Annotated in this window: 24 protein-coding genes; 16 read left to right on the top strand and 8 right to left on the bottom strand. The window is 68.2% G+C overall.

Annotated features, from left to right (window positions below):
* Positions 1-23: 23 nt before the first annotated feature.
* Positions 24-458 carry a glycerate kinase gene (locus AC3WPZ_RS11850; RefSeq protein WP_492434703.1) on the bottom strand — a complete coding sequence of 145 codons (435 nt, stop codon included), beginning with the start codon at positions 456-458 and terminating at the stop codon, positions 24-26.
* A 60-nt stretch (positions 459-518) separates the two neighbouring features.
* A complete protein-coding gene (radA, locus tag AC3WPZ_RS11845; protein ID WP_492439689.1) occupies positions 519-1895 on the bottom strand; it encodes a DNA repair protein RadA in 1377 nt (458 codons plus the stop codon).
* A 29-nt stretch (positions 1896-1924) separates the two neighbouring features.
* On the opposite strand from radA, the gene AC3WPZ_RS11840 reads away from it, so the two are divergent.
* Entirely contained in the window at positions 1925-3004 is a 1080-nt protein-coding gene (locus AC3WPZ_RS11840) for a hypothetical protein (RefSeq protein ID WP_492439687.1), read from the top strand.
* Here the strand turns inward: AC3WPZ_RS11840 and AC3WPZ_RS11835 are convergent.
* Positions 2979-4040 carry an NAD(P)H-dependent flavin oxidoreductase gene (locus tag AC3WPZ_RS11835; protein ID WP_492439685.1) on the bottom strand — a complete coding sequence of 354 codons (1062 nt, stop codon included), beginning with the start codon at positions 4038-4040 and terminating at the stop codon, positions 2979-2981. The genes AC3WPZ_RS11840 and AC3WPZ_RS11835 overlap by 26 nt on opposite strands.
* A gap of 78 nt (positions 4041-4118) precedes the next feature.
* Between AC3WPZ_RS11835 and hpaR the strand changes: the two genes are divergently transcribed.
* From hpaR to AC3WPZ_RS11785, 10 genes are all read left to right on the top strand, one after another.
* Positions 4119-4610, top strand: coding sequence for a homoprotocatechuate degradation operon regulator HpaR (hpaR, locus tag AC3WPZ_RS11830; RefSeq protein WP_291116086.1), 492 nt, complete (start codon positions 4119-4121; stop codon positions 4608-4610).
* A complete protein-coding gene (locus AC3WPZ_RS11825) occupies positions 4607-5257 on the top strand; it encodes a fumarylacetoacetate hydrolase family protein (protein WP_492439682.1) in 651 nt (216 codons plus the stop codon). Before hpaR ends, AC3WPZ_RS11825 begins: the two co-directional genes overlap by 4 nt.
* Positions 5254-6027, top strand: coding sequence for a fumarylacetoacetate hydrolase family protein (locus AC3WPZ_RS11820; protein ID WP_382322823.1), 774 nt, complete (start codon positions 5254-5256; stop codon positions 6025-6027). The genes AC3WPZ_RS11825 and AC3WPZ_RS11820 overlap by 4 nt, the downstream gene beginning before the upstream one ends.
* 8 nt (positions 6028-6035) lie before the next feature.
* The gene (gene hpaE, locus AC3WPZ_RS11815) at positions 6036-7511 is read left to right on the top strand and encodes a 5-carboxymethyl-2-hydroxymuconate semialdehyde dehydrogenase (protein WP_492439680.1); all 1476 of its coding nucleotides are present in this window, start codon (positions 6036-6038) and stop codon (positions 7509-7511) included.
* Positions 7512-7823: 312 nt separating this feature from the next.
* Positions 7824-8747, top strand: a complete 924-nt coding sequence (hpaD, locus tag AC3WPZ_RS11810) for a 3,4-dihydroxyphenylacetate 2,3-dioxygenase (protein WP_382322824.1) — start codon at positions 7824-7826, stop codon at positions 8745-8747.
* 11 nt (positions 8748-8758) lie between these two features.
* A complete protein-coding gene (locus AC3WPZ_RS11805; protein ID WP_382163184.1) occupies positions 8759-9205 on the top strand; it encodes a 5-carboxymethyl-2-hydroxymuconate isomerase in 447 nt (148 codons plus the stop codon).
* A 4-nt stretch (positions 9206-9209) separates the two neighbouring features.
* Positions 9210-10037 carry a 2-oxo-hept-4-ene-1,7-dioate hydratase gene (gene hpaH, locus AC3WPZ_RS11800; protein ID WP_382163182.1) on the top strand — a complete coding sequence of 276 codons (828 nt, stop codon included), beginning with the start codon at positions 9210-9212 and terminating at the stop codon, positions 10035-10037.
* A gap of 17 nt (positions 10038-10054) precedes the next feature.
* A complete protein-coding gene (locus tag AC3WPZ_RS11795) occupies positions 10055-10873 on the top strand; it encodes an aldolase/citrate lyase family protein (protein ID WP_492439677.1) in 819 nt (272 codons plus the stop codon).
* A gap of 12 nt (positions 10874-10885) precedes the next feature.
* Positions 10886-11680 carry a class II aldolase/adducin family protein gene (locus AC3WPZ_RS11790; protein WP_492439675.1) on the top strand — a complete coding sequence of 265 codons (795 nt, stop codon included), beginning with the start codon at positions 10886-10888 and terminating at the stop codon, positions 11678-11680.
* Positions 11681-11684: 4 nt separating this feature from the next.
* Positions 11685-12692 carry a 2-dehydropantoate 2-reductase gene (locus tag AC3WPZ_RS11785; protein ID WP_492439673.1) on the top strand — a complete coding sequence of 336 codons (1008 nt, stop codon included), beginning with the start codon at positions 11685-11687 and terminating at the stop codon, positions 12690-12692.
* Here AC3WPZ_RS11785 and AC3WPZ_RS11780 read toward each other — a convergent pair.
* Positions 12681-13301, bottom strand: a complete 621-nt coding sequence (locus tag AC3WPZ_RS11780) for a MarC family protein (RefSeq protein ID WP_382163174.1) — start codon at positions 13299-13301, stop codon at positions 12681-12683. The two genes, AC3WPZ_RS11785 and AC3WPZ_RS11780, sit on opposite strands and share 12 nt — an antisense overlap.
* A 191-nt stretch (positions 13302-13492) precedes the next feature.
* Here AC3WPZ_RS11780 and AC3WPZ_RS11775 point away from each other — a divergent pair, with 191 nt between their 5' ends.
* Positions 13493-15514: an acyltransferase family protein gene (locus AC3WPZ_RS11775; RefSeq protein WP_492439671.1), complete on the top strand. Its 2022-nt coding sequence runs from the start codon at positions 13493-13495 to the stop codon at positions 15512-15514.
* A 4-nt stretch (positions 15515-15518) separates the two neighbouring features.
* Here AC3WPZ_RS11775 and AC3WPZ_RS11770 read toward each other — a convergent pair whose 3' ends face one another.
* Both AC3WPZ_RS11770 and AC3WPZ_RS11765 read right to left on the bottom strand, forming a co-directional pair.
* Positions 15519-16010, bottom strand: coding sequence for a MaoC family dehydratase (locus tag AC3WPZ_RS11770; RefSeq protein ID WP_492439669.1), 492 nt, complete (start codon positions 16008-16010; stop codon positions 15519-15521).
* Position 16011: 1 nt separating this feature from the next.
* Positions 16012-16761: an SDR family oxidoreductase gene (locus tag AC3WPZ_RS11765; protein ID WP_492439740.1), complete on the bottom strand. Its 750-nt coding sequence runs from the start codon at positions 16759-16761 to the stop codon at positions 16012-16014.
* A 96-nt stretch (positions 16762-16857) separates the two neighbouring features.
* Here AC3WPZ_RS11765 and AC3WPZ_RS11760 point away from each other — a divergent pair, with 96 nt between their 5' ends.
* Genes AC3WPZ_RS11760 through AC3WPZ_RS11745 form a run of 4 tightly spaced genes read left to right on the top strand, consistent with a single transcriptional unit; the run spans position 16858 to position 19737 of the window.
* Positions 16858-17457, top strand: a complete 600-nt coding sequence (locus tag AC3WPZ_RS11760) for a 2-hydroxychromene-2-carboxylate isomerase (protein WP_382322831.1) — start codon at positions 16858-16860, stop codon at positions 17455-17457.
* Positions 17458-17487: 30 nt separating this feature from the next.
* The gene (locus AC3WPZ_RS11755; RefSeq protein ID WP_382322832.1) at positions 17488-18171 is read left to right on the top strand and encodes a dienelactone hydrolase family protein; all 684 of its coding nucleotides are present in this window, start codon (positions 17488-17490) and stop codon (positions 18169-18171) included.
* A 4-nt stretch (positions 18172-18175) separates the two neighbouring features.
* Positions 18176-19081, top strand: a complete 906-nt coding sequence (locus tag AC3WPZ_RS11750) for an amidohydrolase family protein (protein WP_492439666.1) — start codon at positions 18176-18178, stop codon at positions 19079-19081.
* 5 nt (positions 19082-19086) lie between these two features.
* Positions 19087-19737 carry a glutathione S-transferase family protein gene (locus AC3WPZ_RS11745; RefSeq protein WP_382322834.1) on the top strand — a complete coding sequence of 217 codons (651 nt, stop codon included), beginning with the start codon at positions 19087-19089 and terminating at the stop codon, positions 19735-19737.
* Positions 19738-19741: 4 nt separating this feature from the next.
* On the opposite strand, the gene AC3WPZ_RS11740 is transcribed toward AC3WPZ_RS11745, so the two are convergent.
* Together AC3WPZ_RS11740 and hemB are read right to left on the bottom strand one after the other, a co-directional pair.
* Positions 19742-20851, bottom strand: a complete 1110-nt coding sequence (locus tag AC3WPZ_RS11740) for a magnesium transporter CorA family protein (RefSeq protein ID WP_492439664.1) — start codon at positions 20849-20851, stop codon at positions 19742-19744.
* 20 nt (positions 20852-20871) lie between these two features.
* A partial coding sequence (gene hemB / locus AC3WPZ_RS11735; RefSeq protein WP_492439662.1) for a porphobilinogen synthase occupies positions 20872-21853 on the bottom strand: 982 nt, incomplete at its 5' end.

The following is a 21853-nucleotide window of genomic DNA, read 5'->3' as shown; positions in this document are numbered from 1 at the left end:
GTCCGGCTGCCAAACCCATGATTTTACGGTGTCGGGCTGCCACCCTCCGGTGCCGCCGGGGCCTCATCCGTGGCGGGGCGGTGCAGCTTCCAGCCCTGCAGCTTGCCGTTGAGGAATTCCGCCGTCACGGTCGAGTCGCCGTTGTCGCGCCAGCGGTAGACCTCGGGTTGCACACTTTCTTCGGACAACCGCTCGCCCAGCGAGCGGGTCATGGCTATCACGTGCATCAGGGTGACGCCGGGCTTGAGCTTGGCGTTGAGCATCACCGCGCTGTCCACGTAGCCGATGGGGCGGTCGGACGCGCGCTTGAGCACCGTCATGAGGCGGGTGAAGTGCAGCAGCAGCCACATGGTCAGGCCGCCGCCGACGGCGGCCACCCCGGGCCAGCCGTAGGTGCGGTGCGACAAATACAGCAGGCCCAGGCCGGCCGCGAGGTAAAGCAGTTTCTGGAATCGCATAAAGGGGATTGTCGTTGCTGGCCGGGGCGGGCCGTTTGCGGCAAGTACGGATGGCCCGGCTCAGGCCAGGCTGCGCGCCAGTTCCATGGCTTCCTCGATCCGGTCCACGCCGTGCACCGTGAGGCCCTCGAAGGCCTTGTCGTTCTTGCGCGGCAGGTTGGCCTTGGGCACCACGGCCACGCTGAAACCCAGCTTGGCGGCTTCCTTGAGCCGGTCCTGGCCGCGTGGCGCGGGGCGCACCTCGCCCGCCAGGCCCACCTCGCCGAAGGCCAGGAAGCCCTTGGGCAGCGGTTTGCCGCGCAGACTGGAGGTGATGGCCAGCATCACCGCCAGGTCGGCCGCCGGCTCGCTGATGCGCACGCCGCCGACCGCGTTGACGAACACGTCCTGGTCCATGCAGGCCACGCCCGCGTGGCGGTGCAGCACCGCCAGCAGCATGGCCAGGCGGTCGCGGTCCAGGCCGACCGACAGGCGCCGGGGGCTGGGGCCGCCGCTGTCCACCAGTGCCTGGATCTCCACCAGCATGGGCCGCGTGCCCTCCAGCGTCACCATCACGCAGCTGCCGGGCACCGGCTCGGAATGCTGCGAGAGAAAGATCGCGCTCGGGTTGCTCACGCCCTTGAGGCCTTTTTCCGTCATCGCGAACACGCCGATCTCGTTCACCGCGCCGAAGCGGTTCTTGATCGCGCGGATCAGGCGGAAGCTGCTGTGGGTGTCGCCTTCGAAATACAGCACCGTGTCCACCATGTGCTCGAGCACGCGCGGGCCGGCGAGGGCGCCTTCCTTGGTCACGTGGCCGACCAGCACGATGGCCGTGCCGCTGGCCTTGGCCGCGCGCGTGAGGTGGGCCGCGCACTCGCGCACCTGCGCCACCGAGCCCGGGGCCGAGGTGAGCTGCTCGGAGTACACGGTCTGAATCGAGTCGATCACCGCGATGGCGGGCCGCGTGGCTTCCAGCGTGGCGAGGATCTTCTCGAGCTGGATCTCGGCCAGCACGCTGACCTGCGAGCCGTCCAGCCCAAGCCGGCGCGAGCGCAGGGCGACCTGGGCTCCACTTTCCTCGCCGGTCACGTAGAGCGTCTTCAGGCCGGCGCGCTGCAGCGAGTCCAGCGCCTGCAGCAGCAGCGTGGACTTGCCGATGCCCGGGTCGCCGCCGATCAGCACCACGCCGCCCTCCACGATGCCGCCGCCCAGCACGCGGTCCAGCTCGTCGTGGCCAGTGGGCGTGCGCTGCACGTCGGTGGCCTCGATGTCGGCCAGGGTGGTGACCTCGGCCGTCTTCGCCAGCGAGGCAAAGCGGTTCTTGGCCGGTGCGGTCGATTCCGCGACCGATTCGACCAGGGTGTTCCAGGCGTTGCAGTGCGGGCATTTGCCCAGCCACTTGGGGCTGGTGCCGCCGCATTCGTTGCAGATGTATTGGGTTTTGTCTTTGGCCATGGTGCCGGGCAAATATAGTCGACACCCTCATGTCCCCATCTGTTCCCGCCGCTGCCCTGCAAGTGCTGCCGCCTGGCGCGCAAGCGCTGTCGGGCGCCGCGCGCGCCTACAACCTGCAGCTCACCCGCATCGACAAACTCAAGCGCCAGCTGGCCGAGATGGAGGCGCTCGCGCAGCAGCACCGCCAGGAACGCCACCGCGCGGTCGATCCACTGCGCCGGCAGCTGGCCCAGGACCAGCGCGCGTTGGCCCTGGCGCTGGACGGTCACCTGCAAGGCAAGCTGCTGAGCCGCGTGCAGGCCGACACCGCGCGGGCGGTGCTTTGCCGCCTGGCGCGCGACCTGGCCGAAGCAGGGGACGCCGCGATGCGCGAACTGCACGACCGCCACAGCCCACGCACCCTGGCGCAACTCAAACAGGACTCGGCCAATGCGCTGCGCCAGCGCCTGGAGGCGGTGCTGGGCGAGCCACTGGACGACGAGGGCCAGAACCTCAGCGCCGAACAACTGCTGCGCGCCGGCATGGAGCGCCTGCGGCGTTCGCAGGAGGACGCACAGCAGCAACGCCGCGAGGCCGCGCAAGCCCGGCGCGAACGCAAGAAGCCTGGCGCCGCGGCGCGCCAGACCGGGCAGCACGATGCCGACACCTTGTTGCGCCGCCTGTTCCGCCAGCTCGCCAGTGCCCTGCACCCCGACCGCGAGACCGACCCGCAGGCGCGGCTGCGCAAGACGGCCCTGATGAGCGAAGCCAACGCCGCCTACGAACAACGCGACTTGGTCGCGCTGCTGCAGATCCAGGCCCGCGCCGAACTCGCCGACCCCGCTGCCGGTCAGCAGCTGTCCGACGAGCGCCTGGCCTCGCTCACGCTCCTGCTCAAGGCCCAGGTGGCGGCGCTGGAGCGTGAGCGCGCCGGGCGGCAGAGCGCGCTGGCCGTCGAGTTCGACCTGCCCGAGGGTGTCTCACCCAACGCCAACACCTTGCTGCAGAACCGGATCGATCAGACCCGCGCGCTGGAAGCCGCCCTGGCGCAGCTGGCGCGCGACCTCGAGCAGGCGGGGGACCCCGCGCGGCTCAAGCGCTGGCTCAACGCGCAGCGCGATCTGACGTGAACCCCTGAATCAGTTCCCGCACCAGCTCCGCCGCCGGCACCTCCCGGCAGCCACTCGCGTTCTGGCCCGACCACAGCGGTGAGAAGTCCCCGCTGCCCTTGGCCTCCCAATGCGCGCGCAGCGGTGCCATGGCCGCGGTGGCCAGTGGGAAGGCCGGCGCGGCCGGGTTCATGGGCCCGAGTTCGCGAATCACGCGGTTGACGATCCCGCGCGCCGGGCGGCCCGTGAACAGGTGGGTGAGGGCGGTGTGGTGTGCCGCCTCGCTCTGCAGCGCCGCGCGGTGCAGCGCACTGGTGGTGGCTTCGGGACAGCACAGAAAAGCCGTGCCCACCTGCGCGCCCGAGGCGCCCAGCGCCATCGCCGCGGCCACGCCCGCCGCATCGGCAATGCCACCGGCCGCGATCACCGGCACGCCCACGGCCGCCACGATCTGCGGCAGCAGCGCGAACGTGCCGGCCTGCGTCGTGAGGTCGTCCGTGAGGAACATGCCCCGGTGGCCGCCGGCCTCGATGCCCTGGGCAATGATGGCGTCCACGCCGAAGGCCTCCAGCCAGCGCGCCTCTTCCACCGTGGTGGCCGAGGACAGCACCACGCTGCCCCAGCCCTTCACGCGGTCCAGCAGGTCCAGGTCAGGCAGGCCGAAATGGAAGCTCACCACCTTGGGCCGGAAGCGTTCGAGGATGTCGGCCGCCGCACGGTTGAATGGCACGCGGCCCGGGCCAGTCGGCACGGCATCGATGTCCAGCCCCGCTTCGCGGTAGTAGGTGCCCAGCCAGGCGCGCCACGCTGCTTCGCGCGCTTCGTCGGCCTCGGGCGGCACGTGGCAGAAGAAATTGACGTTGAACGGCCGCTCGGTGCCGGCGGCCAGTGCCGTCAGCTCGCGGTCCATCGCCTCGGGCGAAAGCATGGCGCAGGGCAGCGAGCCCAGCGCGCCCGCGTTGCTCACCGCCACCGCCAGGGCCGCGCCTTGAACGCCTGCCATCGGCGCCTGGATCAAGGGGTATTCCGTACCGAGCAGGGTAGTGAGTGCGTTCATGCGCGCATTCTCACCGCGCCGCCGTCTCGGGTAAACCCTTGATTTGTTTCCAAAATAATCATTTAATATATTAAATAAATGGACGACGCCACCCCTTTCATCCACCGCAACCTGCCCCGACTGCTGCTCGAAGCGCGCGAGGCCGTGATGCTGCACACCCGGCCCAGCCTGCGCGAGTACGGCCTGTCCGACCAGCAGTGGCGCGTGCTGCGCGTGCTGGGCGAACACGCCCAGCTGCCCGGCGGGGTGGAAACCGGGCGCGTGGCGCGCGAGGCCTTTCTGCTCGGCCCCAGCCTTACCGGTGTGCTGACCCGCATGGAGCGTGACGGCCTGATCGCGCGCAGCCGCTGCCCGCAGGATGCGCGGCGCACCGTGGTGCGCGCCACGCCCGCCGGGCTCAAGCTGGTGAAGGGCCTCTCCAGCACCATCGAGGCGCATTACGCCTGGATGGAGCAGCGCCTGGGCAAGGCCCGCCTGGAACAGCTGTACGCCTTGCTCGACGAGGTGATCGCGCTCGAACAACCCCTGAACACCGAAGAGGCCGATGGCCTGGAGGACGACGCCGCATGAACCCCCTTTCCTGGATGCCGGCCGGCACGGTCTACGGCACCCTGCTCAACTTCCAGCGCGAACACGCGCTGTGGGCGCCGCGCATGAGCGAGGCGCCGTACAAGGCCGCGCCGAAAGCGCCGGTGCTCTACATCAAGACCGCCAACACCTTCACGCCCCACGGCCAGGCCATCGCACTGCCCGATGGCGCGGCGGTGCAGGTGGCCGCCTCGCTCGGCGTGGTGATGGGGGAAGGCGGCGTGTTCGGCGCGGTGCTGTTCAACGACGTGGCGATCGCGCACGAGAGCTACTACCGCCCGCCGGTCAAGGCGCGCTGTGTGGACGGCTTCCTCGGTGTGGGTGCCGAGTGCGTGCCGCTCGCGCGGCTCGGCGGGCTGGCCGGACTGGCCGCACTTCAGATCGAGCTCCACATCAACGGCGTGCACCGCCAGACCACGGTCCTGGCCGAACTGCTGCGCGACGCCGCCACCTTGCTGGCCGACGTGAGCGAGTTCATGACCCTGCGGCCGGGCGACGTGCTGATGCTGGGCTCCGACTGCCTGGCCGACGGCACGCGCCCGCTGGTGCACCCGGGCGACACGGTGGAGATCACCGCCCCGGGCTTCGCGCCCACCTTGCACAGCTTCACACAGGAGGTGGCCGCATGAAGCGCGCCCGCATCGCCTGGGCCGGCGCGGTCCACGACGCCATCGAGTCCGACGGCCAGCTCGAACTGCTCACACCGGCCCTGAAAGGCCGCCGCGTGGCCTTTGACGACGTGGTCTGGCTGCCACCGTTGCAGCCCCTGCCGCCGCAGCGCCCGCGCACCGTGCTCGCGCTCGGCCTGAACTACGCCGACCACGCGAAGGAACTGGCCTTCAAGGCGCCCGAGGAACCGCTGGCCTTCGTCAAGGGCGAGGCCTCGCTCACCGGCCACCGCGGCTTCACGCGGCGCCCGCCCGGCGTGGATTTCATGCACTACGAGTGCGAGCTCGCGGTGGTGATCGGGCGCACCGCCAAGCGGGTGAAGAGGGCCGACGCCCTGGACTTCGTGGGCGGCTACACGGTGGCGAACGACTACGTCATCCGCGACGTGCTGGAAAACTGGTACCGACCCAACCTGCGCGCCAAGAACCGCGACACCTGCACGCCCATCGGCCCCTGGCTGGTGGACGCGGCCGACGTGCCCGATCCGATGAACCTCGCGCTGCGCACCACCGTCAACGGCGAGGTGACGCAACAGGGCAGCACGCGCGACATGATCTTCGACGTGCCCACGCTGATCGAGTACTTCAGCGCCTTCATGACGCTGCAACCCGGCGACCTCATCCTCACCGGCACGCCCGACGGCGTGGTCGACTGCCGGCCCGGCGACGTGATCGTCACGTCCATCGAAGGCATCGGCGACCTCGTCAACACCATCACCCAACACCCCTGAACCGCAGCATGACGACGACGATCCAGCACCTCATCAACGGCAAGGCCGTGGCCAGCGCCGCGAGCTTCGAGACCCTCAACCCCGCCACGCAGGACGTGCTGGCCGAGGTCAGCGCGGGCGGCGCGGCGGAAATCAACGCCGCCGTGCAGGCCGCGAAGGACGCGTTCCCGAAATGGGCTGGCCTGCCGGCCACCGAGCGCGCGAAGCTCATGCGCAAGCTGGGCGAGCTGATCGCGGCGAACGTGCCCGCGATCGCGCAGACCGAAACCAACGACTGTGGCCAGGTGATCGCGCAGACCGGCAAGCAGCTGGTGCCGCGCTCGGCCGACAACTTCCACTACTTCGCCGAGATGTGCACGCGGGTGGATGGCCACACCTACCCCACGCCCACGCACCTGAACTACACGCTGTTCCACCCGGTGGGCGTGTGCGCGCTCATCAGCCCGTGGAACGTGCCCTTCATGACCTCGACCTGGAAGGTCGCGCCCTGCCTGGCGTTCGGCAACACGGCGGTGCTGAAGATGAGCGAGCTGTCGCCCCTGACGGCCGCGCGCCTGGGCGAGCTGGCGCTGGAGGCGGGCATTCCGGCGGGTGTGCTCAACGTGGTGCACGGTTACGGCAAGGACGCGGGCGAGCCGCTGTGCGCGCACCCGGACGTGCGCGCGATCTCCTTCACCGGCTCCACGGCCACGGGCAACCGCATCGTGCAGAGCGCGGGCTTGAAGAAGTTCAGCATGGAGCTGGGCGGCAAGAGCCCATTCGTGATCTTCGACGACGCGGACCTGGACCGTGCGCTGGACGCGGCGGTGTTCATGATCTTCAGCAACAACGGCGAGCGCTGCACGGCGGGCAGCCGCATCCTGGTGCAGCAGAGCATCTACGCCGACTTCGTGGCGAAGTTCGTGGAGCGCGCCAAGCGCATCACGGTGGGCGATCCGCTGGACGAGAAGACCATCGTGGGCCCGATGATCAGCCAGGCGCACCTGGCCAAGGTGCGCAGCTACATCGAGCTGGGCCCGAAGGAGGGCGCCACGATGTTGTGCGGCGGCTTGGACCGGCCGTCGTACGCGCCGGAGCTGTCCTCGCGCGTGGCCAAGGGCAACTACGTGTGGCCGACGGTGTTCGCGGACGTGGACAACCGCATGCGCATCGCGCAGGAGGAAATCTTCGGCCCGGTGGCATGCCTGATTCCGTTCCGCGACGAGGCGCATGCGATCGAGCTGGCGAACGACATCCAGTACGGTCTTTCGAGCTATGTGTGGACGGAGAACCTGGGGCGTGCGCACCGGGTGGCGGCGGCCGTGGAGGCGGGCATGTGTTTCGTCAACTCGCAGAACGTGCGGGATCTGCGCCAGCCGTTTGGTGGCACCAAGGCGAGCGGCACGGGGCGCGAAGGGGGTACCTGGAGTTATGAGGTGTTCCTGGAGCCCAAGAACGTCGCTGTGTCTCTCGGGTCGCATCACATTCCCCACTGGGGTGTCTGAAATGCTTTCGCTCCAACGGGTGGGCGGGATCGAACGAGCAGGGCGCTCTGCTCCGCGGGTGTCCCCCGACGGCTGGTGCCGTCTCCTCCTTTACCCCGCTGCGCAGAACGCCCTGCCCGCCCGATCCGAAACGGCGCTGGCACACAAGCTCCGTCGAGCGCGCGGTCCGCAGTGGGTTTGCCAGTGGGGGTGGCCGCCTCCGCTCATGTCCTCCGGTCTGGGCTGCGCCCAGCCCTCCCCCTTTACTTCGCTGCGGCGGCCACCCCCACTGGCAAACCCACGGAGCATCTACAAAAAGCCAGAGGACCGATCATGGGCAAACTAGCACTCGTCGCAAAGATCACCCACGTCCCGTCGATGTACCTGAGCGAACTCGACGGCCCGAGAAAGGGCACGAGGCAGGACGCCATCGACGGCCACGTGGAAATCAGCCGCCGCTGCCGCGAACTCGGTGTCGACACCATCGTCGTCTTCGACACCCACTGGCTCGTCAACGCCAGCTACCACCTCAACTGCGCGCCCCACTTCCAGGGCACCTACACCAGCAACGAGCTGCCCCACTTCATCAGCAACATGCCGTTCGAGATCCCGGGCAACCCCGAACTCGGCCAGCTGCTCGCCAAGGTGTGCAACCAGCACGGCGTCGAAACCCTGGCCCACGACGCCACCACCCTCGGCCCCGAATACGGCACCCTCGTGCCCATGCGCTACATGAACGCCGACCAGCACTTCAAGGCCGTCTCGGTCTCGGCGCTGTGCCAGTCGCACTACCTCAACGACAGCGCGCGCCTCGGCTGGGCCATGCGCAAGGCCGTCGAAGACCACTACGACGGCACCGTCGCCTTCTTCGCCAGCGGCTCCCTCAGCCACCGCTTCGCGCAGAACGGCCTTGCGCCCGACTTCGCCTTCAAGATCTGGACCCCCTTCCTCGAAACGCTCGACCGCCGCGTCGTCGAGATGTGGGAGCAGGGCGAGTGGAAAGCCTTCTGCGAAATGCTGCCCGAGTACGCCGCCAAGGGCCACGGCGAAGGCTTCATGCACGACACCGCCATGATGCTCGGCGCCCTCGGCTGGAGCGACTACGACGGCCAGGCCGAGGTCATCACCCCGTACTTCGGCGCCTCCGGCACCGGCCAGATCAACGCCGTCTTCCCCGTCACGCCGCAGACCGGCGCGGCCATCCCCGCCGCACAGGCCTCGTCGGCCAAGGGATACCAGGCCGTCTCCCGACTCTGAGAACGCCACCCATGCCGCACCTCGTCATCCTCTACACCCCCAACCTCGACAAGCCCGCCAGCGAAGGCGGTACCGACATGGGCGCGCTCTGCCGCGAGCTGTGCGACGCCATGCTCGCGGTGCGCGACGAGGCCGACAAGCAGGTCTTCCCCACCGGTGGCACGCGCGTGCTGGCCTACCCGGCGGCGCACAGCGCCATCTCGGACGGCGGCGCGGCCGGCATCGCCGCCGGCCTGGGGGGCGACTACGCCTTCGTCTACATGAACGTGCGCATGGCCCAGGGCCGCAGCGCCGTCACCCACCAGCGCGTGGGCGAGGCGCTGCAGGCCGTGGTGAAGGCGCACTTCGCCGTGCAGCTCGCCACGCGCGCCATCGGCATCACCGTGCAAGTGGACGAGGGCCACGAGGTGTTCGACGCCAAGACCAGTTCCCTGCACCCGCTGTTCAACCGGAGCTGACCCCATGCTCGACGACACCCTCATCCAGCGGCTCGCGGCCGAGCTCGACGCTTCGGAACGCAGCCGCGTGCCGCTGGAGCACTTCTCCAAACGCTTTCCCGGCATGACGGTCGACGACGGCTACCGCGTCGGCCGTGCCTGGGTGGGCCTGCAGGTGGCCGCCGGCAAGCAGGTGATCGGCCACAAGATCGGCCTCACCAGCCGCGCCATGCAGATCTCCAGCCAGATCGACGAGCCCGACTACGGCACCCTGCTCGACAGCATGCGCTTCACCGCCTCGGCGGGCGAGGTGCTGCAGATCCCGACGTCGCGCTTCATCGCGCCGCGCGTGGAGGTGGAGCTCGCCTTCGTGCTCAAGTCGCCTCTGCAGGGCAAGGACGTGACGGTGGAAGACGTGCTCGCGGCCACCGAGTACGTGACGCCCGCCATCGAGATCATCGATGCGCGCATCGAGCAGTTCGACCGCCACACCAAGGTGATGCGCAAGGTGTTCGACACCATCAGCGACAACGCGGCCAACGCCGGCATCGTGATCGGCGAGGGCGATCTGCGTTACCGCGCCGACCCGTTCACCCTCGACCTGCCCTGGTGCGGCGCCATCCTGCGGCAGAACGGCGTGGTGGAAGAAACCGGCTTGGCCGCCGGGGTGCAAGGCCACCCGGCGGTCGGCATCGCGTGGCTCGCGCACAAGCTCGCGCCCTGGGGCGAATCGCTTCAGCCTGGCCAGATCGTGCTGGCCGGCTCGTTCACGCGGCCGGTCGCGGCCCGCCAGGGCGACCTGTTCGAGGCCGACTACGGCCCGCTCGGCAGCCTTCGTTTCCAGTTCGTCTGAATTTCTCTCCCCACCCCATGCAAACCCCCGTCAACCCCTTCAAACAGGCGCTCGCCGAGCGCCGCGCGCAAATCGGCTTCTGGCTCGGCCTGGCCAACCCCTACAGCGCGGAAATCTGCGCCGGCGCCGGCTTCGACTGGCTGCTGATCGACGGCGAGCACTCGCCCAACGGCCTGCTGGACCTGCTGTCGCAGGCCCAGGCCATCGCCGCCTACCCGGGCTCGCACGCCATCGCGCGCGTGCCCGTGGGCGATGCGGCGATCATCAAGCAGTACCTCGACGTCGGCCTGCAGACCCTGCTGGTGCCCATGGTGGACACGCCCGAGCAGGCGGCCCAGCTGGTGCGCGCCTGCCGCTACCCGCAGAACGACGGCCAGGGCGGCGTTCGCGGCATGGCCGGCGCCCGGGCCTCGCGCTGGGGCCGTTACCCGAACTACGCGAAAGAGGCCAACGCCCAGGTCTGCCTGCTGGTGCAGGCGGAGACGCGCGAGGCCCTGCAGCAGCTTGATGCCATCGCGGCCACGCCCGGCGTGGACGGCGTCTTCATCGGTCCGGCCGACCTTTCCGCCTCGCTCGGCCACGTGGGCGACCCGGGCCACCCCGAGGTGCAGGTCGCGATCGAGGACGCTATCGCGCGCATCCTGCGCGCCGGCAAGGCGCCCGGCATCCTGACCACCGACGAGGCCCAGGCGCGCCACTACCTCGCCTTGGGCGCGGTGTTCGTGGCCGTGGGGCTGGACACCCAGATCCTCGCGCGCCAGACCAGCGCCCTGGCCGCGCGCTTCAAGACCGATGCGCCCGCCGTGCCTGCCCAGGCCAAGGGCAGTGTGTACTAGGAGACCACCCCCATGAACGCCGCCCTGCCCACCACCACCGCCACGCCCGCCGGCATGCACCCGGACGAATGGGCCGCGCGCGTCGAGCTCGCCGCCTGCTACCGCGTCTTCGCCATGCTGGGCTGGACCGAGATGATCTACAACCACATCACGCTGCGCCTGCCCGCCAGCGTCTGTGGGGACGACAAGCAGTTCCTGATCAACCCCTTCGGCCTGCACTACAGCGAGGTCACCGCGCGCAACCTGGTGAAGATCAACCTGCAGGGCGACGTGCTCGACGGTTCGCCGCACCCGGTCAACCCGGCCGGTTTCACGGTGCATGCCGCCATCCACGACGGCCTGCCCGGTGCGCACTGCGTGATGCACACCCACACCACCGCCGGCGTGGCCGTCGCCTGCCTGAAGGACGGCCTGCAGCAGACCAACTTCTACACCGCGCAGCTGCACGGCATGGTGGCGTACCACACCTTCGAAGGCATCACCATCCACGCGGACGAAGCGCCGCGCCTGCTCAAAAGCATCGGCGACCGCCCGGCCGTGATCCTGCGCAACCACGGCCTGCTGGCCTGGGGCGCCACCCTGCCACAGACCTTCGCCATTCTCTGGACGCTGCAGCGCGCCTGCGAAATCCAGATGGCCACGTTCTCGATGGGCGGCGCGCAGGCGGCCCTGCCAGTGCCTGAGGGCATCGCCGAAAAATGCACGCGCGATGCGCTGCAGTTCAACCCCCATCACGGCGCCGGCCGTGACGTGTTCGACGCGCTGGTCCGGCAGGTGAACCGCCTGGACCGCAGCTACCTGGAGTGATCCCTTGACCTCTTCCTCTGACTTTCAGCGTGTGGCCATCGTCGGCGCGGGCGCCATCGGCGGCTGGCTCGGCGTGCGGCTCTCGCACACCGGTTGCATCGTGAGCGCGCTCGCGCGCGGCGAGACGCTCGCGGCCCTGCAGCGCGATGGCCTGCAGCTGCACCAGGACGGCCAGCTGCAGGGCGCGCCGGTGCAGGCCGCCGCCAGCGCCGTGACCCTGGGCGTGCAGGACCTCGTGATCGTGGCCGTGAAGGCACCCTCGCTGCCCGACCTGGCGCGCGGCATCGCGCCGCTGATCGGGCGCCACACTGTGGTGCTCACCGCCATGAACGGCGTGCCCTGGTGGTTCTTCAACGGCTTTGGCGGCGAGCGCGCCGGCACGCGCCTGAAAACGGTGGACCCCGAGGGCGAGATCGAGCGTTGCATCCCGGCGCGCCACGTCATCGGCGGCGTGGTGCACGCCAGCTGCTCGGTGGACGCGCCCGGCGTGATCCGCCACCACTTCGGCAACGGCCTCATTCTTGGCGAGCCTTCGGGCGAGTCCAGCGAGCGGGTGGCGGCCCTGGCCGAGCTGCTGCGGCGCGCGGGGCTCAACGCCACGGTGTCGCCGCAGATCCAGAAAGACGTCTGGTACAAGCTCTGGGGCAACATGACGGTGAACCCCGTGAGCGCACTCACCGGCGCCACCACCGACCGCATCCTGGGTGACCCACTGGTGCGCGACTTCATCAGCCGCGTCATGCTCGAGGCCAAGGACATCGGGGCGCGCATCGGCATCCCGATCGACCAACAGCCCGAAGACCGCCACGCGGTCACGCTCAAGCTCGGTGCGTTCAAGACCTCGATGCTGCAGGACGTGCAGGCGCACAAGCCGGTGGAACTCGACGCCCTGGTGACCGTGGTGCGCGAACTCGGCCAGCTCACCGGCGTGCCCACGCCGTTCACCGACGCGCTGCTGGGCCTCTCGCGCCTGCAGGCGCAGACGCTGAACCTCTACCCCTCAGCCCAGTAACGCTGGGAACAGCTTCACCAGGCCGGTCGCCATCACCTCGACCGACAGCGCGGCCAGAATCAGGCCCATCAGCCGCGTCATCACGTTGATGCCGGTCTGGCCCAGGAAGCGCGCGATCGGCTCGGCCAAGGTGAAGCAGATGGCCGTGGCCAGGGCGATCACCACGCCGTAACCCACCAGCGCGGCGTGCTGGAAGAAGGTCTTGGCCTGGTCGGCGTAGATCACCACGGTGGACATGGTGGCCGGCCCGGTGAGCAGCGGGATGGTCAGCGGCACCACCGCGATGGAGGTGCGCGCCGAGGTGTCGCTCAGTTCCTGGTCGGTGGCCTTGGCCTCCGCCGGCCGCGCGTTGAGCATGGACAGTGCCGAGGTCAGCAGCAGCATGCCGCCGCCGACCTGGAAGCTCGCGAGCGAGATGCTGAAGAACTCCAGGATCTGCAGGCCGATGACGGCGCAGGTGGCGATCACCGCGAAGGCGCTGAAGGCCGAGATCATCACCGTGCGCTGCCGCTGCTGGCGCGAGAAGCCCTGCGTGTAGTGGATGAAGAAGGGCACGATCGCCAGCGGGTTGACGATCGCCAGCAGGGTGATGAGCGGCTTGAAATCCATGCCGGCGATTCTCTACCAAAGGCCAATGGCTGTGACAATCGGCGCAACCGCCTAGGCGCTGTGTTGCCAGCACGCCGCTATGCTATGGCCGCCAACGGCCATGTGCAGGGTTTCCCGCAGATCGTGGGTCGTGACGTCATCCCTCAACATAAACAGCCATTTCTATGCAGTACAGGCCAGAAGTCGATGGTTTGCGCGCCATTGCGATTGTTCCTGTGATCTTGTTTCACGCTGGCCTGGCCGGATTTTCTGGCGGTTATGTGGGTGTTGATGTCTTCTTCGTCATCAGCGGATACCTGATCACCACGTTGATTCTTGAGGAAGCAGATCATCGGCGCTTCGGTTTCCTGAACTTCTATGAACGCCGCATTCGCCGAATCGCGCCCACGTTGGGTTTGGTGCTCGTGGCTTGCATTCCATTTGCATGGCTCTGGATGCTCCCTGAAGAGCTGGCCGAGTTCGGCAAGACACTGGCTTCCACGTCCGTGTTCCTGTCCAACTTCGTTTTCTGGGGGCAGTCCGGCTATTTCGACTCGGCGGCCGAACTCAAACCTTTGCTGCACACCTGGAGCCTGTCGGTAGAGGAGCAGTTCTACCTGCTCTTCCCGGTCATTCTGCTGGGGCTTTTCAAGTTCAACCGGAGGGCGCTCCCGTGGATTCTGGCGGGGTGTCTCATGCTTAGTTTCGGACTGGCCGATTGGGCGTCAAGAAGGCATCCGTCTGCTGCCTATTACTTCATCTTCACCCGCGCCTGGCAACTGCTCACGGGTGCTCTCCTGGCGGCAGCGCCCGCGTTGACCGCGCGATCATTGCGCGGCGGCCATGTGGCCGAAGTGCTGGGCCTCTTGGGCCTGATGATGATCGCGATGGCCGTTTTTGCCTTTGACGAGAGCACTCCCTTTCCAGGGCGCTATGCCATCTTGCCCACGGTGGGCGCGGCGCTGATCATTGCGTGCGCCAGCCGATCGACCTGGACAGGGTCGTTGCTGTCGATGAAGCCGGTGGTCTACGTGGGACTGCTGAGCTACGCCATGTACATGTGGCACCAGCCGGTGCTGGTTTTCGCCCGCTTGCGCTTGGGCGGTGACTTGACCGTTGTGCAGGTGGTCTGGCTGTGCCTGCTGATGGTAGTGTTGGCGTGGCTGACCCGCCATCTCGTGGAAAACCCCGTCAGGCGTGCCAAGGCGTTCTCCGACAGGAGCGGTGATGGCGACGTGCGACGAGCCTATGGCGCATTCTTCCTCGGTACCACGCTGGTTTTTGGCGCAGGATTTTTCCTGTACAGCCAGGCTCAGGTCGTGCATCGGAAGCTCTTGTCCGACCAAGTTCTGGACAGTCTGAAAGCCCCTAACATTCCTGCACATTGTTTTGATGCGGACCTCGTCCACCAAAACGACAACTGGCTCTGCCGATTGGGCAAGCAGGAGGCTCCTGAGGCCTTTTTCCTGATGGGTGATTCCCATGCCCATGCGTTGCACGAGAGCTTTGATCGGGTGGCGAAACAGTTGAATTTGGCCGGTGCCTTTGCCGGCGCAAGTGGCTGTCCTCCCCTGTTGGAGGTATATGCGCTGCGGGCCGATCAGGACATCCGGAATTGTCACGCCTTGAACGAGCGGATATTTGAGTACGTCAAGGCGCAGGGCATCAAGAAGGTGATCCTGGTGGCTCGTTGGACTTACTACACCGATGGTGGGTATGCGGGAAAGGAATTCAGTCTCCTAGGCACGACTGCCCATTCAGACCCGGTGCAGGCAACGTCTCGGGCCGCATTTGAGCACGGCTTGACTGCCACCGTGGAGCGTTATCGCGGAATCGGGTCCGAAATCTACCTGGTTCGCCAAGTGCCGCAGCAACTGGAAAATGCAAGGCTGGCCTACAGCCGTGCGGCGGTGAGCCAGCGGCTAAACGATGACCATCTCGCAGCCATTTCCATTCCGGTTGAACAACATCGCAGGTTGCAGTCTTATGTCGACGCCGCGATGGCGAGCGCAGCAAATCGGGGCGCGATCCATGTGATCTCTTTTGACGACCTTCTGTGCACGCCCCAGATTTGCCGCATCGGAACACAGGCCGCCAGTCGCTACTCGGACGACGACCATTTGTCGCGTTACGGGGTGTCCTTGCTGGAGGCCCCCATTGGCGCCATGCTGGGGGACGTTCCCCCCGCCGAGCGTGGCACTGCGATCAGTGCTGCTTCGGCCAAAGGAAGTTGACCGATCACGGTGTGCCCGGCTCGCGGCGCCGGAACATGCCGTAGCCCTCCATGTACAGCACCTTGTCGCCGTGCTGGTTGAACATCTCCCAGGTGGTGCGCACCAGGCCCACGTCCAGGCGCTTGCTCATGGGGCGTTTTTCCAGGATCGTGTGCTGCAACCGCAGCGTGTCGCCCGGGAACACCGGCTTGAGCCACTTCACGCTCTCCAGGCCGGGCGAGCCCAGGCTGGAGCTTTCGTTGAGGAAGTTGGTCACCATCAGCCGCATCGCCATGGCGCAGGTGTGCCAGCCGCTGGCGCTGAGCGCGCCGAACACCGAGGCTTTGGCGGCCTCGGCGTCGAGGTGGAAGGGTTGCGGGTCGAACTGGCGCGCGAAGGCCACCGTCTCCTCTTCGGTCGGCGTGATGGTGCCCAGGTCGCGTGTCTCGCCGACCTGCAGGTCTTCCCACCAGTACTTGATGTGCGAGGTGTCGGGGGTGTTTGTGGTCGTGGTCATGTCAGCGTCCTCCAGAGACGTCCATCAGGGTCATGGTGGTGTAGCTCGCGGCGTCGGACAGCAGCCAGACGATGGCCTGCGCCACCTCCTCGGCCCGGCCGCCGCGCTGCATGGGCACCTGGTGCTTGAGGTCGCGCACCCGGTCGGGCAGGCCGCCCGAGGCGTGGATCCCGGTCTCGATCAGCCCCGGGCGCACCGCGTTGACGCGCACGCCCTCGCTGGCCACTTCCCGCGCCAGGCCGATGGTGAAGGCGTCGATCGCGCCCTTGGCCGCCGCGTAGTCCACGTACTGGCCGGCCGAGCCCAGGCGCGAGGCCGCGCTGGAGAGGTTCACGATGGACCCGCCTTCGCCGCTGTGTTTTGTGCTCATGCGGCGCACCGCCTCGCGCGCGCACAGCATCGAGCCGATCACGTTGATGTCGAACATGCGGCGCCAGCGCGCCACGCTCATCTCGTCCACGCGGGCCGTCACGTCGACCACGCCCGCGTTGTTCACCAGGCCGTGCAGGCGGCCGAGCTTGGCGTCGATCTTCGCGAACATCGCGAGCACCTGCTCTTCGTCCGCCACATCGGCCTGCACGCTCATGGCCGTGCCGCCCTCGGCGCGGATCGCGCGCACCACCTCGTCGGCCGAGAGCGAGTTCGCGGTGTAGTTCACCGCCACCGCCCAGCCCTGCCGCGCGGCCAGCCGGGCGGTGGCCGCGCCGATGCCGCGCCCGCCCCCGGTGACCAGCAGCGCCCGGCCTGTCATCTCAGCCATAACCCGTCTCCTGCAGAATGTGGTGGCATCGCGTACAACACGGGCTCGCCACCGAGCTTGCCATTACAACAGCGACAGGAGACCGACATGCGTCGCACAGTCGACTATTACTTCGTCCCGCAAAGCCCCTGGGCCTACCTGGGCCACGCGCGTTTTGCGGCCTTGCTGCGCGAGACCGGCACGGCCGTGCGCGTGCGGCCCATGGACCTGGGCAAGATCTTCCCGCTGTCCGGCGGGCTGCCCCTGCAGAAGCGCGCGCCGCAGCGCCAGGCCTACCGCCTGCTCGAGCTGCGCCGCTTCAGCGAGGCGCTGGACATCCCGCTCCACCCCGAGCCCCGCTTCTTTCCCGTGGCGGGCGACCCCGCCGCGCGGCTGATCACCGCCGTGGCCCAGCACGACGGCGACGAGGCCGCGATGCGCCTGACCGGCGCGGTGCTGGCCGCCGTCTGGGCACAGCAGCGCGACATCGCCGACGACGCCACGCTGGCGGCCCTGCTGGCCGAGACCGGTCTGGATGCCGCGCGGCTGGCGCAATCCCGGCAGCCCGAGGTGCAGGCGCGCTACGACGGGCACACGCAGGCCGCCATCGACCTCAGCGTGTTCGGCGCGCCCAGCTACGTCATCGACGGTGAACTGTTCTGGGGCCAGGACCGCCTCGACTTCGTGGCGCGCCGGCTGCGCGCCTGACTTTTTCAACCCGACAACAGGAGAAACACCATGGGTCAGACGATCGAACTCACCTCCGCCGACGGCTTCAAATGCCCGGCCTACGTGGCCCAGCCCAGCGGCAAGGCCAAGGGCGGCCTGGTGCTGCTGCAGGAAATCTTCGGCTTGAACTCGCACATCCGCTCGGTGGCCGACGGCTACGCGGCCGATGGGTACTTCGTGGTCGCGCCGCACACCTTCCACCGCGCCAAGCCCGGTGTGGAACTCGGCTACACCGAGGCCGACATGAAGGCCGGCATGGAGCTCAAGGCCGCCGTGGAAGGCCTGCCGGCGCCGGGCGTGATGCCCGACATCCAGGCCGCGATCCAGCACGCGGCGCAGGCCGGCAAGGTCGGCATCCTCGGCTACTGCTGGGGCGGCCTGCTCACCTGGCGTTCGGCCAGCGCGCTGCAGGGACTGTCCGCCGCCGCGCCGTACTACGGTGGCGGCATGACGGTGGGCGCGGAGCTCGAGCGCCGGCCCACCGTGCCGGTGATGGTGCATTTCGGCGCGCAGGACCATTGGATTCCGCTCGACACGGTGGAGGCCTTCAAGAAGGCCCAACCCGGCGTGACGGTGCATGTGTACGACGCCAACCACGGCTTCAACTGCGACCAGCGCGGCTCGTACAACGAGGCGGCGGCCAAGCTGGCGCGCGAGCGCACGCTGGCTTTCTTCGCGCAACACCTGGGCTGACACCGTGTGGCGCGCCGCGGCATCGCTGGGGCTGCTGATCGGGGCCTGCGCGGGCGCGGCGGCCGCCGACTACAGCGGCCCGCTGTTCGACGCGCACCTGCACTACAACAACGAAGCCTGCACGCACGACACACCGGCCCCGGGCTGCCCGCACCCCATGGCCGATGTGCTCGACCGCATGCAGCGCAACGGGGTGCGCGCCATCGTTGCCAACTCGCGGCCCAACGACGGCACCAAGGCGCTGGCCAGTGCGCGCGAGCAGACGCGCAAGGCCGGTGTCGCGGTCGTGCCCTTCGTGCGCCTGTACCGCGACCGCGCCGACTACAACAACTGGTTCCGCGACCCTACCATCGTCGAGATGGTCAACGCCGAACTCCAGCGCGGCACGCCCGCCGGGCGCTACCGCGGCCTGGGCGAATTCCACCTGTACGACAGCGCCAACGCCAATGGCCCGGTGGCCAAACAGCTCATGGCCCTGGCCGAAGAGAAGGACCTTGCCATCCTCGCGCACGTGGACGATGCGGCGATCGACTTGCTGATGGCCAACACGCCTTCCAAGGGCCGCAGGTCGCTCCTGATCTGGGCCCACACCGGCATCGGTGGCACGCCGGTGGCGCGGGTGGACGAACTCTTCGCGCGTTACCCGCGCCTGGTGGGCGAGCTGTCGTACCGCCCCGGCCTGACCTGCGCCGACGGCCAGCTCTGCCCCGAATGGCGCGCGCTGCTGCTCAAGTACCCGGACCGTTTCCTGATCGGCTCGGACACCTGGATCAACCAGCGCTGGTTGTACTACGACGAGCTCATGAAGGGCTACCGCACCTGGCTGGGCGGGCTGCCGGCCGACGTGGCGCGGCGCATCGCCTGGGACAATGGCGCGAAGCTCTTTGGCGTGCCCCCACCCACCCCTTGAATCCCATGATCCAACTGCACTTCGCCCCCAGCAGCGCCGCGATGGTGCCGCACATCCTGCTCGAAGAAATCGGCGTGCCCTACGAGCGCGTGCTGGTCGACAAACAGAACGGTGGGCACAAGACGCCGGCCTACCTCGCGCTCAACCCGAACGGCCTGATCCCGGTGCTGGTCGACGGTGATCTGGTGCTGTATGAAACGGCCGCGATCTGCCTGCACCTGAGCGACACGCACCCGAAGGCCGCGTTGATGCCACCCATGGACACGCGCGACCGTGCCCATGCCTACAAGTGGCTCATGTGGCTGACCAACACCCTGCAGGCCACGCTCATCGTCTACTTCTACCCCGAGCGCTGGGCCGATACCGGGCACACCGAGGTCGCCGCGGAAGTGCAGCGCAACGCCCAGGCCCGCGTGGGGCCGCTGCTCAACCAGCTGGATGCCGAAATCGAACGCCGTGGCGGTCCATGGTTCATGGGCGAGCAGTTCACGCTGCTCGATGCCTACGTGTTCACGCTGTGCCGCTGGACGCGCAACTTCCCCAGCGCGCCGGCGCGGGACCGTCAGCACCTGGGCCCGTACCTGCAGCGCATGCTGGCAAGGCCATCGGTGCAGCGGGTGCTGGCCAATGAGGGCCTGGCGCCGCCTTACGTGTGAGGCTTCAGCGGCTTGTGCGCACCAGGTAGCGCTTGCGCCAGAACAGCACGCCGAGCACCACGGCGGTCAGTGCCATGGAGCCGATGGCCCACCAGAAGCCGGTCTGCTGGTGCAGCAGCGGGATGAACTGGAAGTTCATGCCGAAGATGCCCGCGATCAGGTTCAGCGGCAGGAAGATGGCGGTCAGCGCGGTGAGCGTGCGCATGATGTCGTTGGTGCGGTTGCTCTGCGCCGAGAAGTGCATCTGCACCGCGGTTTCCGCGTTCTGCTCCAGCCGGCGCACGTGGTGCACCACGCGCTCGATGTGCTCGAGCACATCGCGCGAACGCACCTTGAGCAGCTCCAGCCCGCGTTGCCCGCCGATCGCGTCGGTCGGCTCCCAGGTGGCGAGGTTCTCGTTCCAGTCCTGGATGGCGGAACGCTGGTCCTCGCAGATCTCGTCGAGCTGGTGCAGCGAGATGCGCGCGTCCAGCAGCGAACCCCAGTTGCTGAAGCGGGCCTTGGGCATCAGCAGTTCGGTCTGCCAGTGGTCGAGCTGGCGCGTGAGCTCGCGGCGCAGCGCGAGGTAGCCGTCGACCATCTGGTTGACGATGCGTAGCATCAGGTCGGCCGGGCTGGGCGGCAGGTGCACGCCGGCCGCGCGCGAAGCGGCGGTGGCGGCCGAGAGCAGCCGCATGGCGTACTGCTCCAGCGCCTGGCAGCCGACGGGGTGCACCGTGAGCAGCACGCGGTCGAACACCGCGAAGCCGACCGGGCTGGTGTCGATGCGCCGCAGCACGGGCGGGCCGCCGCGTTTGACGGACTGGGTGAGCACCTCGCCGGGGTGGGCGAGGTCGGTCTCGCTGTGGCCGGCGGCCAGCCGGCGGAACACCAGGATGTCGTACTGCGAGGTGTAGTCGTAGTGCGAGGGCAGCTGGTTGTTCAGCAGGTCGGCGATGTGCAGGTCCACCAGCGTCATGCCGCACAGCACCTGCAGGGTGGACTGCACCGCGCCCTGTTCCAGCTCGAACTCGCGCCGCCCGCAGGCGATCCAGATGTAGCCTTTCTCCGGCAACACCATGGGCAGGGCGCCGGATTCGTTCACCGAGCCGGGCAGGACGTGGAAGATGCGCATGGTGGGGTGGGTGCCTGGTGTCAGCCGCGCAGCAGGCGCGCCGCGTCGCGCGCGAAGTAGGTGAGCATGCCGTCGGCGCCCGCGCGCTTGAAGGCCAGCAGGCTTTCCATCATCACCGCGTCGTGGTCCAGCCAGCCGTTGAGGGCGGCGGCCTTGAGCATGGCGTACTCGCCGCTGACCTGGTAGGCGAAGGTCGGCACGCCAAACTCGTCCTTGACCCGGCGCACGATGTCCAGGTAGGGCATGCCGGGTTTGACCATCACCATGTCGGCGCCTTCGGCCAGGTCCAGCGCCACCTCGCGCAAGGCTTCGTTGGAGTTGCCCGGGTCCATCTGGTAGACCTTCTTGTCGGCCTTGCCCAGGTTGGTGGCCGAACCGACCGCGTCGCGGAACGGGCCATAGAAGGCGCTGGCGTACTTGGCGCTGTAGGCCATGATGCGCGTGTGCACCAGGCCGTTGGCCTCGAGTGCGGTGCGGATGGCGCCGATGCGCCCGTCCATCATGTCGCTGGGTGCGACCATGTCCACGCCCGCCTGCGCCTGCGTCAGGGCCTGTTTCACCAGGATCTCCACCGTGGGGTCGTTCAGGATGTAGTTGTGCTCGTCGAGCACGCCGTCCTGTCCGTGGCTGGTGTAGGGGTCCAGCGCCACATCGGTCATCACACCGAGCTGCGGGAAGCGCTTCTTCAGCTCACGCACCACGCGCGGCACCAGCCCGTCCGGATTCAGGGCCTCCTGGCCGTCCGGCGTCTTGAGCGACTGGTCGATCACCGGGAACAGCGCCATGGCCGGGATGCCCAGCGCCACGCAGTCCTCGGCCACTGGCAACAGCAGGTCAAGGCTCAGGCGCTCCACGCCCGGCATCGAGGCCACGGCTTCGCGCCGGTTCTGGCCATCCAGCACGAACACCGGGTAGATCAGGTCGGCCGGGCTGAGGCGGTGCTCACGCACCAGGTCGCGGGAAAAGGCATCCCGGCGCAGGCGGCGGGGGCGGCTGTGGGGG

It is taken from the genome of Hydrogenophaga sp. FW305-3-2-15-A-LB1 (assembly GCF_058787875.1).
Note: the sequence above shows the minus strand (reverse complement) of the source record. Positions and strands in the feature narration are given on the sequence as shown.